This window comes from Streptomyces sp. S063 (assembly GCF_002832675.1).
Classification (GTDB): domain Bacteria; phylum Actinomycetota; class Actinomycetes; order Streptomycetales; family Streptomycetaceae; genus Streptomyces; species Streptomyces sindenensis.
In genome coordinates, this window is record NZ_CP021707.1 from 4761551 (window position 1) to 4774685 (window position 13135).

Sequence of the window (13135 nt, forward strand, 5' to 3'; positions counted from 1 at the left end):
TGCGTTCCCCTTTTTCCAGTAGGTCTACAGGTGTGTAGAGCATAGGAGGGAGAGGGGGCGGCACACCGGGCACCGTCGGGAAATCACCGGAGAAAGTCCGAAAGACGCCCGGCCCCCCGTGCCGCGCCCGCCCCCGCCCCGCCCGCCCGCCCGATGACGCCAGGCGCACGTCAGGCGCGCGTCAAGCAGGCGTCAGGCGGGCGTCAGGCAGCCGTCAAGGGCGGCTTCGCATGCATATGGACCCCGTCAAGACGGCTTATCGCCGGGGTGAAGCCGAGGTTTGCTCGTATCGGCCGAACGGCTGATTCCCTTCCTCGCACCCTCAGGAGCTCACGATGGCCGATCTGGCCTTCGTCGCCACCACGATCGCGGTATTCGCGCTGGTGGCTCTCATTGCCCGGGCGGTGACCAGACCATGACCGCCGAGAATATCGTCGGGCTCGTCGTGGCCGTGTCCCTACTCGGATATCTCGTCCTGGCTCTCCTGTATCCGGAGAGGTTCTGAGTACCGACATGAGTTCCCAGTTCGCTGGATTTCTCCAGCTCACGGCCCTGATAGCCGCCCTCGCCCTGGCGTACCGCCCGTTGGGCGACCACATGGCCAAGGTCTACTCATCGGAGAAGCACTACAAACCGGAGAAGTGGATATACAAGGCCATCGGCGCCAATCCGGCCGCAGAAATGCGCTGGCCCGCCTACCTGCGCGGAGTGCTTGCCTTTTCGGCGGTGAGCGTTCTCTTCCTCTACCTGCTGCAACGAATACAAGGTTCGCTGCCCGGTTCGCTCGGATTTTCCTCGATCGACCCGGACCAGGCTTTCAACACCGCCGCTTCCTTCGCCGCCAATACCAACTGGCAGTCGTACTCCGGCGAACAGGCCATGGGCCACGTCGTACAGACCGGCGGCCTCGCGGTACAGAACTTCCTGTCCGCGGCGGTCGGCATGGCCGTGGCGGTGGCACTCGTACGGGGCTTCGCCCGCTCCCGTACCGGTGAGCTCGGCAACTTCTGGGCCGACCTCGTACGCGGCACCCTCCGCATCCTGCTCCCGATCTCGGTGCTGGGCGCGCTCGTCCTGGTCGCCTGCGGGGCGATCCAGAACTTCTCGGGCATCCACCAGGTCGGCCAGTTCATGGGCGGCACGCAGGAGTGGAACGGTGGCGCGGTCGCCTCCCAGGAGGCCATCAAGGAGCTGGGCACCAACGGCGGCGGCTACTTCAACGCCAACTCCGCCCACCCCTTCGAGAACCCGAACCCCCTCTCCAACCTCTTCGAGATCTTCCTCATCCTGCTGATCCCGTTCGCGCTGACGCGGACCTTCGGCCGGATGGTCGGCTCCCTGAAGCAGGGGTACGCGATCCTCGGCGCGATGGCGGTCATCTGGATCGGCTTCTCGGCCCTGATGATGTGGACCGAGTTCGCCCACCGGGGCCCGGCGTTCGAGATCGCGGGCGGGGCCATGGAGGGCAAGGAGACCCGCTTCGGGATCGCCGGGTCGTCGATCTTCGCGGTCGCCACGACGCTGACCTCGACCGGCGCGGTGAACTCCTTCCACTCCTCGTACACCGGCTTCGGCGGCGGGATCGCGATGCTGGGCATGCAGCTCGGCGAGATCGCTCCCGGCGGTGTCGGCTCCGGCCTCTACGGCATGCTCATCATGGCGATCATCGCGGTGTTCATCGCCGGGCTGATGGTCGGCCGCACCCCGGAGTACCTCGGCAAGAAGATCGGCACCCGCCAGATCAAGTTCGCCGCCTGCTACATCCTCGTCACCCCGGCGCTCGTGCTCGGCTTCACCGCGGCCGCCATGGCCCTGCCGACCCCCGCCGACTCGATGACGAACTCCGGCGCGCACGGCTTCTCCGAGATCCTGTACGCCTACACCTCCGGCGCCAACAACAACGGCTCCGCGTTCGCCGGGCTCAACGCCGACACCCCGTGGTTCAACATGACCATCGGGATCGCGATGCTGCTCGGCCGGTTCCTCCCGATGGTGTTCGTCCTCGCCCTGGCGGGCTCGCTCGCCGAGCAGCGACCGGTGCCCGGGACCGCGGGCACGCTGCGCACCGACCAACCCCTCTACGCGGGGCTCCTCGTCGGCACGATCCTCATCATCACCGGACTCACCTACTTCCCGGCCCTGGCGCTGGGCCCGCTCGCCGAAGGGCTCGCCTCATGAGCACCGTCACCCCCACCCCCACGCGCGCTCCGCACGGAGACCTGCCGCCGGCCGGCGGCCAGGGCGCCGCCGGCCAGGTCGCCGGCGGCCTGTTCGACCCCCGGCAGCTCCTGAAGTCGTTCCCGGACGCGCTGCGCAAGCTCGACCCGCGCGTGATGGTGAAGTCACCGGTGATGTTCGTCGTGCTGGTCGGATCGGTGGTCACCACCGTCCTCGCACTCACCGACCCGACCGACTGGTTCGCGTGGGCGATCACCGCCTGGCTCTGGCTGACCACGGTCTTCGCCAACCTCGCCGAGGCGGTCGCCGAGGGCCGGGGCAAGGCGCAGGCCGACACGTTGCGCAGGGCCAGGACCGGCACCGTCGCCCGCCGCCTCGCCGGCGGCAGGGAGGAACGGGTCGCCGGGACGGACCTGCGCATCGGCGACCTGGTGGTCTGCGAGGCCGGTGACACCGTCCCCGGCGACGGGGACGTGGTCGAAGGCGTCGCCTCGGTCGACGAGTCCGCGATCACCGGCGAATCGGCCCCGGTCATCCGGGAGTCCGGCGGCGACCGCTCGGCCGTCACCGGCGGTACGAAGGTGCTGTCCGATCGCGTCGTCATCAGGATCACCACCAGGCCGGGCGAGACCTTCATCGACCGGATGATCGGCCTGGTGGAGGGCGCCGCTCGGCAGAAGACGCCCAACGAGATCGCCCTGAACATCCTGCTGGCGTCCCTCACGATCGTCTTCCTGCTGGCCGTGGTCACTCTGAAGCCGTTCGCGATCCACGCGGGCGCCGACGACCAGACCTCGCTGATCGTCCTGGCGGCCCTGCTGGTCTGTCTGATCCCCACCACGATCGGGGCGCTGCTGTCCGCGATCGGGATCGCCGGGATGGACCGGCTCGTCCAGCGCAACGTCCTGGCCATGTCGGGCCGCGCGGTCGAGGCGGCGGGCGATGTCTCCACCCTGCTCCTCGACAAGACCGGCACCATCACCCTCGGCAACCGCCGGGCCGCCGCGTTCGTCCCGGTCGAGGGCGTGCCGAAAGCGGACCTCGCCGACGCCGCCCAGCTCTCCTCCCTCGCCGACGAGACCCCGGAAGGCCGGTCGATCGTGCTGCTCGCCGAGGAGACGTACGGGCTGCGGGAGCGGGACCGGGGCGAGCTGAGGGGCGCCGCGTGGGTGGAGTTCACCGCGCAGACCCGGATGTCGGGCGTCGATCTGGACGGCCGGAAGGTCCGCAAGGGCGCGACCGGTTCGGTCGTGGCGTGGGTGAGGGAGCGGGGCGGCCGGGTCCCCGAGGACGCGGCGGCGCTCACGGACAAGATCGCCCGGGCCGGCGGCACCCCGCTGCTGGTGGCCGTGGAGGACGCCGCCGGCGCCCGGGTCCTGGGAGTCGTCCACCTCAAGGACGTGGTGAAGGAGGGCATGCGGGAACGGTTCGGCGAACTGCGCCGGATGGGCATCCGTACGGTCATGATCACGGGCGACAACCCGCTGACCGCGAAGGCGATCGCCGAGGAGGCCGGGGTCGACGACTTCCTGGCCGAGGCGACGCCCGAGGACAAGATGGCCCTCATCAAGCGGGAACAGGCCGGCGGCAAGCTCGTAGCGATGACCGGCGACGGCACCAACGACGCCCCCGCCCTGGCCCAGGCCGACGTCGGCGTCGCGATGAACACCGGAACGTCGGCCGCCAAGGAGGCCGGGAACATGGTGGACCTCGACTCCGACCCCACGAAACTCATCGAGATCGTCGAGATCGGCAAACAGCTCCTCATCACCCGAGGAGCCCTCACCACCTTCTCCATCGCCAACGACGTCGCGAAGTACTTCGCGATCATCCCGGCCATGTTCGCCGTGGCGTACCCGTCTCTGGACAAGCTGAACATCATGGGCCTGGCCTCGCCCGAGTCCGCGATCCTCTCCGCGGTCGTCTTCAACGCGCTGATCATCGTGGCGCTGGTGCCGCTGGCCCTGAAGGGCGTGCGCTACCGCCCCGCGAGCGCCGACAAGATGCTGCGCCGCAACCTCGCCGTCTACGGACTCGGCGGCATCGTCGCCCCGTTCCTCGGCATCAAGCTCATCGACCTGCTCCTGACCCTCATCCCCGGAATCGGCTGATCCGCCATGACCAACAGCACCGTCAGCAGCACGGCCCGCCTCCTCGGCGCAGGGCTGCGAGCCCTGCTCGTCCTCACCCTGCTCTGCGGGGTCCTCTACCCCCTGGCCGTCACCGGCGCCGCCCAGGTCCTGTTCAACGACCGGGCCAACGGCTCAGAGCTCAAGGACACGCACGGCCGGGTCGTGGGCTCCTCGCTCATCGGCCAGCGGTACGACCTCCCGTCGAAGGACGGAGAAGAAGCCCCCGCCCCCGACCTGAGGTGGTTCCAGCCCCGCCCGTCCAACGGGCTCGGGACCAACAGCGTCAACACCCAGTACACCCTGCTCCTCTCCGGCGCCACCAACCGCTCGGGCGACAACGAGGAGCTGATCCGGTGGGTGAGGGACGCCAGGGCAGCCGTGGTCGAGGACAACGCGACCGCGACGTACGAGGTGAACCCCGCCGACGTCCCGCCCGACGCCGTCACGTCCTCCGGCTCCGGCCTGGACCCGCACATCTCACCGGCGTACGCGAAGCTCCAGATCCACCGGGTCGCCGAGAGGAACGGCCTCGACGTGCGGAAGGTCGAGAGCCTGGTCGCGGACCACACCACGGGCCGGCTGCTCGGCTTCCTGGGCGAGCCCCGGGTGAACGTCCTCGAACTGAACACGGCACTCAGGGATCTGACCCGGGGGTGACGTGCCCCGGCGGGCATCGGCGGGCCCCGGGCGGCGACGCGCCGGCGTCGGACCCGGCCGCCGACGTGACACCACCCCGCCCGGCCTCTTCCCCGGCTCCTACGATGCTCGTATGAAGGATCGAATCAAGGTGGACGAATGGGAGCAGCGCACGCGGACCCCGCTGCTGCTCCTCGCCGCGTGCTTCGCCCTCGCCTTCGCGGTGCCCGTCCTGGCCCCGGACGCGTCCACCTGGGTCCACACAGTCTGCCGGGCCGTCGAGTGGGCGGTGTGGGCGGCCTTCGCCGGCGACTACGTGACGCGGTTGCTGCTCACGGACGAGAGGTGGGCCTTTGTCCGCGGCCATCCGCTGGACCTGCTGGCGGTCATCCTGCCGCTCGTCCAGCCCCTCCGGTTGCTGCGGCTGGTCTCCACGCTGCTGTTGCTGGGACGAAGGGCCCGCAACGCGCCGCAGATCACCCTGACCGTCTACGTCGCCGGTTCCGTCATGGGCCTCATGATGTTCGGGTCACTGGCGGTGCTCCAGGTGGAACGGGACGCGCCGGACGGCAACATCCGGACGATCGGGGACGCGGTGTGGTGGTCCTTCACCACCATGACGACCGTGGGGTACGGGGATCTCGCACCGACCACCGGGCTCGGCCGGCTGCTCGCCGTGGGGCTGATGCTCTCCGGCATCGCTCTGCTCGGTGTCGTGACGGCGAACATAGCCGCGTGGTTCATCTCCCGCTTCGAACGGGACAACGCCGAGGAGATGAGGCAGACAGCGCTCCTTGAGGCTCTGACCGTGGAGGTCGCCGCGCTGCGGGCCGAGATGGCGAAGTCGGCGTCCGCCCCGGGGCCGGCCGCTCTGGAGATCGGCGGGCCCTCCTCACCCACCCGGCCATGAGCGCTTCGCCACGCCGGCCGCGGAGCGATCCGCGTTCCGGCACGGGTGAGGCCGTCCACCGTGAGAAGGCCGCGCCCGCTGTCGGGAGGCTTCAGGGCCCTTGGCCCCCGACTCTCCCCGCGGTGATCTGCCGGCCCCGTGTGGTGTCGACCACGATGGGGACACCGTCGGGAATCCGGCCCGCGAGATCGCTGAGCAGACTCTCGATCGGGGGCAGCTCGCCCGGGCCCCGTACATGGACGTACAGCGTCCTGGACCGGGCGTCCACGCTGGTGACCGTCGAGCCCGGACTCTGCTGGAGCCAGCGCTCCGCGGCTTCCTTGGTGCGGACCGTCCAGCTGTTCAGCAGGACGGTAGCCACCGTGTTCGCCGCCAGGGGCAGCAGGACGGCCAGGAAGAGCAGCCCGAGCATGAGATAGGCGCGGCGCCCCGCTCGCCCGGTGCGTGCTCCGGCCGTCCCGGTGTAGCCGAGCGCGGCGAACACGACCATGCCGGCGAAGACGAGAGCCACGAGGTTGGACAGGAAGAGGACCAGGGCCCCGGCGGCGAGCCACCACTGCGCCTCGCCCGCGCAGACACCGGTGACCACGAGGGGCGGGACGAGAGAGATGGCGATGGCCACTCCGGGCAGCACGGCTGCGACATCCTTGCGGGCGAGCGCCACGGCCCCGGCGAACCCGGTCGCCACCGCGGAGACCAGGTCGAGGAGGCCCGGTGACGTACGGCCGGAGATCTGGCCGTTGGTCAGCAGGTCGTACGAGCGGGGTACGGCCACTGACGCCACGACGCCCACCAGGATCACCAGCAGGCACCCGAGCACCACGAAGGACAGGGCCCCGGTGCGTCGGCGCTGCACGGCACCGAGGGCGATACCCATGATCGGGGTGGAGAGCGGTGCGATGATCATCGCGCCGATGACGGTCGCGGTGGAGTCCGTCAGGATGCCGCCCGCCGCGATGACGGACGAGAGAGTGAGCATGGTCCAGAAGGCCGAACGCTTCGCCGGGCTGTCGCCCGACGAGAGGTCCAGGTCCTGCTGGAGTTCTTCGAGACCGCGGCGCTGACGGGTCGGCAGGACCCTGTCGCGGAGTTGGCCGACCATGACGCTCACTATTCCGTGTCGGCCCCCATGACCGGGGTCAGGACACGGCTCGGGGCGGAAGCCCTCATGTCCGGATCATGCGGGGCTCGGGGCCGGCTCCCACGGGCCGGCCCGACGGCGGGGCCCGACGGCAGGGCCGGCCTGCCCCGGCCGCCCGACGTCCCGCCTCGCCCCGCCCGCGAGGGGCGCCGTGCCGGCCCGTCCACCGGCCGGCACGGCTCCGGTCATTCGGCCCGGTGGGCGCCCGGCGGCAGTTCGTCCTCAGGCTGAGGATGGTTCCGCAGCCGGAGGATGGCCGTGATGAGTCCACCCCAGACGATGAGAATGGCGATGATCATCATGATGATGGCGCTGGTGGACATCAGCGCTCCTTCCGGTCTGCGGGCGACTCCAGGTCCAGGTCGATGTCCTCGCCACCGGCCGGCCACGGCATGAACGAGAGGATCACCCCGACCAGGAGCGCTCCGATGGCGACGCTCCAGCCCGCCGAGAGCAGGAACCCGGTGGAGTAGCCCTCGTAGTTCTCCTGGAACTCGGTGCGCAGGCTGTCGACCATCATCCAGCCCAGTACCACCGGCGTGATCACGCCGAGGCAGATGCGCCACCAGTGGCCGAGCCGCACCGCGGAGGTGGCGTCGGCGTTCGCCTGGAGGCTGGGAAGCTGCCGCAGCACCCAGACGATCACGATCAGGCCGACCAGGGCCGCGAGCGCGATGCCGTACTGGTTGATGAAGTGGTCGGACGCGTCCAGCAGGTAGATGCCGGACTCGGTGGGGAACAGCACGAGCGACACCAGCGCGACCAGCCCACCGACACCGAGGACCGCGGTCCTGCGGCGCATTCCGGTCCGGTCCTGCACCGCGGAGATGACGACCTGCACGATGGAGATCAACGAGGAAAGTCCCGCGATCACGAGCGAGCTGAAGAACAGGATGCCGAAGAAGCCGCCGAACGGCATCTCCGAGATCACGGCGGGGAAGGCCACGAACGCCAGACCGATGCCCGCGCCGGCGACCTCGTCGACGCCGACGCCCGAGGCGGTCGCCAGATAGCCGAGGGTGGCGAAGACCCCGATGCCGGCCAGGATCTCGAACGAGCTGTTGGCGAAGCCCGCCACCATCGCGGAGCCCGTCAGGTCGGCGCGGCGGCCCAGGTAGGACGCGTACGTGACCATGATGCCGAAACCGATGGACAGCGAGAAGAAGATCTGTCCGTAGGCGGCGACCCAGACGCTGCCGTTGCCGAGTTCCGACCAGTCGGGAGTGAAGAGCGCGTCGAGTCCGGTCGCCGCCCCGTCCAGCGTGAGCGCACGGATCACCAGCGCGGCGAACAGGACGAAGAGCAGCGGGATGAAGACCTTGTTGGCGCGCTCGATGCCTCGCCTGATCCCGAAGGCCAGGACGCCCAGGACGACCACCCACACGACGACGAGGGGCCAGAACACCCCCGGCACGAAGCCGTCCAGGAACCCCGGGGTGTCGGGGGCCCGCAGGAAGTCGCCGAAAAGGAATGCCTCCGGATCGTCACCCCATTGCTGTCCGACGGAGAATCCCACGTAACGAACGGCCCACGCGATGATGACGGCGTAGTACGTGGCGATCACGAAGGAGATCGCCACCTGCCACCATCCGATGGCCTCCGCGGGGCGGGCCATCCTGCGCAACGCGGCCGGGGGCGAGAGCCGGTACTTCCGCCCGATGATGTACTCCATGATCAGGAGCGGGATGCCCGCTGTCAGGAGTGCGATGAGATACGGCAGCAGAAAGGCTCCACCGCCGTTGTCGTAGGCGATCGCGGGGAACCGCCAGATATTGCCGAGCCCGACGGCCGAGCCGATCGCGGCGAGCAGGAAGCCGGCCCGGGTGGCCCACTGCTCGCGTGGCTGCACTGTCATATGCGGTCCTCAAGTCTCCTCGTGGAACTATGGGCCAAACTGGCGGAACGTTAGCGCGCGGCGAGCGTTCCCGAGCGGCCCGACAGGGCCGGATGGGCCACCTGGCCCATCCGGGTTCGCCGGGCGGGCGGGTGGCCGGGGACGGGACCGGTCACGGGCGGCGGCCTGGGCCCCGTACCATGCAGCCCTACCTACAGGGGGGGTGTCGTGAAGCGACGATGGAAATGGATGCTGGTCTGCAGCGTTCTCCCGCTCGGGCTCTCGGGGCTCGCCGTCGCGGCGCTCGTGGCGTTCGTCGCCGACGGCCCGACGGCCGAGTTCTGGTTCCCCACCAAGGGCTCGGACAGCATGATGAGCGCCTGGGCAGCGTCCCTCTCCTACGCCCTCATGGCGGCCCTCGGCTTCGCGATCGCGTGGTCCGTGTCGAAGGACGCCGACCGGACCGGACCGGCGGACGGCGAGGCCCCGTCCACCGACGCCCGCTGACCCCGCGGACGAACGAACACACGGCCCCCGCCCGCGGAGAACTGCGGCTGCGGTACGAGAGGCTTGCCCCGGGCTGGGCGGTGCCTCGGGTCGGGGTGATTCGTGTGAACCGGCGGGTTGGTCACGCCGTTGGTCGGGGAAGGGGCGGCCGGCCCACAAAACTGCGGGTCGGAGGGGTGAAGGTGGGAGCGACGACCGGGGCCGCCACCCCCCACAGGAGAGGCCCCGGCCGTCTTCCACGGGGTCGCAGCACGACCCCGTACTCATCTCAGCGCCATGACTGCGTTTTCTGTCACACCGGAAGCGCGGTCGTCGAATTGTTGTGAGTTGTACAAGTCATGGACGTGGCCCCCACCGAGCACGTAGCGTGCTGGTTCGCGCAGGGTTGCGCAGCAGTTGACCAGCTGCGATTCAGAACGGCAGGGCGGGTTGAGGGAGTGCTGGGGGACGACGCGGAGCTGACTGCCGCGGTGCTCGCGGCACAGGACGGGGACGAGGACGCCTTCCGTGCTGTGTACCGCACGGTGCACCCGCGGCTGTTGGGCTACATACGGACGCTGGTCGGGGAGCCGGACGCCGAGGACGTGGCGTCCGAGGCGTGGCTGCAGATAGCGCGCGACCTCGACCGGTTCAGCGGAGACGCCGACCGGTTCCGGGGCTGGGCCGCCCGGATCGCGCGCAACCGTTCTCTCGATCACCTGCGGATGCGCAGCCGCCGTCCCGCGATCGGCGGCGACGAGACCGAGCTGGCCACGCGCGCGGCCGAGTCCGACACCGCGAGCGACGCGATCGAGGCCCTGGACACCGACCGCACCATGTCCCTCATCGCCCAGTTGCCGCAGGACCAGGCCGAGGCCGTCGTCCTGCGGGTGGTCGTCGGGCTCGACGCGAAGAGCGCGGCGCAGACCCTGGGCAAGCGGCCCGGAGCCGTGCGCACCGCCGCCCACCGCGGCCTCAAGCGACTGGCCGAACTCCTCGGCGCCGACGGGCAGCTCCCGGCGTCCCGGTCCGACGGCGACGGAACGTTCGACCCGGACGGCACTGCGGACCGGCCCCCCGCGCAGGACGGCGGGAAAGACGCGGGCGGCGGCGCCGGGCTCGGGGCCGTGCCCTCCCAGCGGCCCGGCCGGGGCGGTCCGGCGGCATCCGCCGTGGTCACCCCCGGTGTGACGCATTCGCGACCGTGGACGCAGAAGGACATGTGATGGCCGACGAGCACTACGAGTGGCTTGACAAGGACGCGGCGGAGAGACTGCTCCGCGGCGAACCGGTCGTCCCCGTCGGCGACGAGGCCCGTACCGACGCCTTCCGCCTCGCCGAAGCGCTCGGCGCGGCGCGTGCGGGGCGGCGGGCCCCGGCAGGTGAACTCCCCGGCGAGGACGCCGTCCTCGCCGCGTTCCGGCAGGCCGGCCACGGCAGCGGTGCGGACCGGCTCGCCGGCCGCGCCGCCGGTGCCGCCGTCCCCGGCCGGCCCGGCCGGCTGCACTCCGTCCAGCTCGGCTCCGCCCCCGCCGCCCCGGCCCGCCGCCCGCGCTGGAGCCGACCGGTCCGCTTCGGTCTGGTCGCCTCGCTCGCGGGCTGTGCGCTCGGCGGGGTCGCGGTCGCCGCCGGTACGGGCGTGTTCACCGGAACCTTCGGCGGGCAGGGCTCGCCCACGCCGGCCAGCTCCGTATCGGCCGCCGTGACCCCGGGCCCGCTGATCTCCAACGACTCCGTCGACGACCCGTCGGCCCCGGTGGACCCGTCCTCGCCCGCGGATCCGGAGACCCCCTCCTCGCCCACGGCCCGTGAATCCGGCGGACCCGAGGAGCGCGACGGCGCGCGGACCGCCGACCCCGGCCGGGAGCCAGGCACGGGCCGTCCGGACACCCCGGACCGTCCTGGCGGCGACGGCCGGGAGGACACCACCGGGGGCGGCACCGGGCGGGACGACCGGCCGGGCGGCTCCGGCGGCGACACGGACTCGGGCAACTGGTACGAGAAGTCCGTCAAGGCCTGCAAGGCCTTCCGCGAGGGCACGCTGGACGACCGCAGCCGGCGCCAGCTGATCGAATTCGCCAAGGGCGAGAAGAATCTGGAGCGTTTCTGCGACCGCCTCCTCGGCGGGAACGGCGGGAACGGCGGCAGCGGCGGCAACGGCGGAAGCGGTGGCTCCGGCGGCGGGGACGGCGACGACGACGATGACGGCGACGGCGGTCAGAGCGGGCCGGGTGACGGCGGGTCGCTGCCGCCCGTCTCCTTCCACCCCGTACCGCGCGCCGCCGCGGCTCCGGGGACGGAGGCCGTCGCAGGCGCGGACGCCGGGATTCCACCCCTCCCGAAGAGTAGCGGTGCGGCCACCGTATCGACCCGCTGACCTGCGGTTTCAGGTTCCGGCCGACAGTCCGCGCGACCAGGTGTGACGTTTTTCGGAGGCCGGGCGCAGTACAGAGTGAGCCGACTGGTCATCGGCCGCGCGACGAGCCGGGGTTCCCCCCGTACCTTCGGCTCAGCGCATCGGCGCGGGCGGGACACGTTCCCCCGGTCCCGCCCGCGCCCTCTCCTCACCACATCGCCCGGTCACCAGTAGACGACGACCTTGTCGCCGTTTCTCACCTGGTCGAACAGCGCCGCGACCTTCTTCTTGTCCCGCACGTTGACGCAGCCGTGCGAGGCGCCGCCGTAGCCGTTGGCCGCGAAGTCGGCCGAGTAGTGCACCGCCTGGCCGCCGCTGAAGAACAGGGCGTACGGCATCGGGGTGTCGTAGAGCGTCGACACATGGTCCCGGGACTTCCAGAACACCTCGAACACACCCTCGCGCGTGGGCGTGTACTCGGAGCCGAAACGCACGTCCATCGCCGAGACGACCCTGCCGTCGATCATCCACGCCAGGGTCCGGCTCTTCTTGCTGATGCACAGGACCCGGCCCTTCAGGCACCGTTCGTCCGGTGCGGCCACCGGCCGCTCGGTCGGCGGGCGCAGTTCGGCGGCCGTCGGCACCCGGGTCATCGCCAGCAGCCGCTGCCAGGTCACCTCGTCGGTCGAGCCGGTGACCGGCAGGCTCCGTTTGGCCTGGAAGGACCCCACGGCGTCGGCGGTGACGGAGCCGTAGTAGCCGGTGGGGGTGCGCCCGAAGTGGCCGATCTGCCGGAGCCGGGCCTGGAGTTCGCGCACCCGGTCGCTCTCGGACCCGGCCCGCATCAGAACGCGCGGCGGCGGAGCCGTGCTCGGTCGCGGGGCCGACCGGGCGGTCGTCGGGTCCGGGTCGGGGGTCGGGCTCGGGCTCGGTGCGGCGGTGGACGCCGACGGGCCGGCCGGTGATGCGGTACGCCGCTTCGCGTCCTCGGACACGGGAGCGGTGCGGGTGGGGGAGGGCGCGGCGGCCTGCGTGGCCCGCGCCGGCGTGGGCGCGTCCTGCGCCCCTGCGGCCGTACCCGGTTCGCACCCCGTCGCGAGGGCGGCCAGCGCGACGAGGGACGCGGCGGCGACGCGGCGGCCCGGTATCGCCTCGGCCGGACGCGCGCGGCGCATGTTCCTCATCACGTGCGTGCCCCTTGTTCCGTGCGGGTCCCTCGTGCCGCGTCGGCCTCTCCCGCCCCGGCCGTCCCACCTGCTGTCCGCGTCCGCGTCCGCGTCCGTGTCCGTGTCCGTGTTCACCATGCTCGGTCCCCCTGGGTCACCTGTCGGCCCGGTGCCTCTTGTACGGATGCTGTACGGATTCCCGTCCGTCCCGGTCAGCGAATCCTCCGTCGGACGGCGGCCGCGCGTCCAGACCTGCGGGGCGACGCCCGGTGGATCATGGCCGGGTCCGGGCGGTC

At 71.1% G+C, this 13135-nt stretch carries 12 protein-coding genes; 8 read left to right on the top strand and 4 right to left on the bottom strand.

Translation table 11 applies throughout. The annotated features are described in order from the left end of the window. Positions 1-415 precede the first annotated feature (415 nt). The 5 genes from kdpF to CCZ36_RS22215 all read left to right on the top strand — a co-directional run bounded on the left by kdpF (position 416) and on the right by CCZ36_RS22215 (position 5856). Positions 416-505, top strand: coding sequence for a K(+)-transporting ATPase subunit F (kdpF, locus tag CCZ36_RS22195; RefSeq protein WP_010058599.1), 90 nt, complete (start codon positions 416-418; stop codon positions 503-505). Between the two features lie 8 nt (positions 506-513). Further along, a complete protein-coding gene (gene kdpA, locus CCZ36_RS22200; RefSeq protein WP_128818407.1) occupies positions 514-2178 on the top strand; it encodes a potassium-transporting ATPase subunit KdpA in 1665 nt (554 codons plus the stop codon). Next, positions 2175-4289, top strand: coding sequence for a potassium-transporting ATPase subunit KdpB (gene kdpB, locus CCZ36_RS22205; protein WP_128818408.1), 2115 nt, complete (start codon positions 2175-2177; stop codon positions 4287-4289). The genes kdpA and kdpB overlap by 4 nt, the downstream gene beginning before the upstream one ends. Positions 4290-4295: 6 nt before the next feature. Next, the gene (locus CCZ36_RS22210; RefSeq protein ID WP_069739965.1) at positions 4296-4967 is read left to right on the top strand and encodes a potassium-transporting ATPase subunit C; all 672 of its coding nucleotides are present in this window, start codon (positions 4296-4298) and stop codon (positions 4965-4967) included. 112 nt (positions 4968-5079) lie between these two features. Then, a complete protein-coding gene (locus CCZ36_RS22215) occupies positions 5080-5856 on the top strand; it encodes a potassium channel family protein (protein WP_069739966.1) in 777 nt (258 codons plus the stop codon). A gap of 91 nt (positions 5857-5947) precedes the next feature. On the opposite strand, the gene CCZ36_RS22220 is transcribed toward CCZ36_RS22215, so the two are convergent. From CCZ36_RS22220 to CCZ36_RS22230, 3 genes are all read right to left on the bottom strand, one after another. After that, a complete protein-coding gene (locus tag CCZ36_RS22220) occupies positions 5948-6958 on the bottom strand; it encodes a DUF389 domain-containing protein (RefSeq protein ID WP_128818409.1) in 1011 nt (336 codons plus the stop codon). Between the two features lie 224 nt (positions 6959-7182). Continuing rightward, positions 7183-7320: a methionine/alanine import family NSS transporter small subunit gene (locus tag CCZ36_RS22225; protein WP_079134296.1), complete on the bottom strand. Its 138-nt coding sequence runs from the start codon at positions 7318-7320 to the stop codon at positions 7183-7185. Continuing rightward, positions 7320-8852, bottom strand: coding sequence for a sodium-dependent transporter (locus CCZ36_RS22230; protein ID WP_069739968.1), 1533 nt, complete (start codon positions 8850-8852; stop codon positions 7320-7322). Before CCZ36_RS22230 ends, CCZ36_RS22225 begins: the two co-directional genes overlap by 1 nt. A 228-nt stretch (positions 8853-9080) precedes the next feature. On the opposite strand from CCZ36_RS22230, the gene CCZ36_RS22235 reads away from it, so the two are divergent. The 3 genes from CCZ36_RS22235 (at position 9081) to CCZ36_RS22245 (ending at position 11694) form a co-directional block, all read left to right on the top strand. Then, positions 9081-9338 (top strand): hypothetical protein, encoded by a 258-nt coding sequence (locus tag CCZ36_RS22235; RefSeq protein ID WP_069739969.1) that lies wholly within the window; start codon positions 9081-9083, stop codon positions 9336-9338. Positions 9339-9775: 437 nt separating this feature from the next. Further along, positions 9776-10543, top strand: a complete 768-nt coding sequence (locus CCZ36_RS22240) for an RNA polymerase sigma factor (protein ID WP_069739970.1) — start codon at positions 9776-9778, stop codon at positions 10541-10543. Beyond that, positions 10543-11694 carry a hypothetical protein gene (locus CCZ36_RS22245; protein ID WP_128818410.1) on the top strand — a complete coding sequence of 384 codons (1152 nt, stop codon included), beginning with the start codon at positions 10543-10545 and terminating at the stop codon, positions 11692-11694. Before CCZ36_RS22240 ends, CCZ36_RS22245 begins: the two co-directional genes overlap by 1 nt. Before the next feature lie 203 nt (positions 11695-11897). Here the strand turns inward: CCZ36_RS22245 and CCZ36_RS22250 are convergent, their stop codons facing one another. Next, positions 11898-12848, bottom strand: a complete 951-nt coding sequence (locus CCZ36_RS22250; RefSeq protein ID WP_128818411.1) for a L,D-transpeptidase family protein — start codon at positions 12846-12848, stop codon at positions 11898-11900. Positions 12849-13135: the final 287 nt, after the last annotated feature.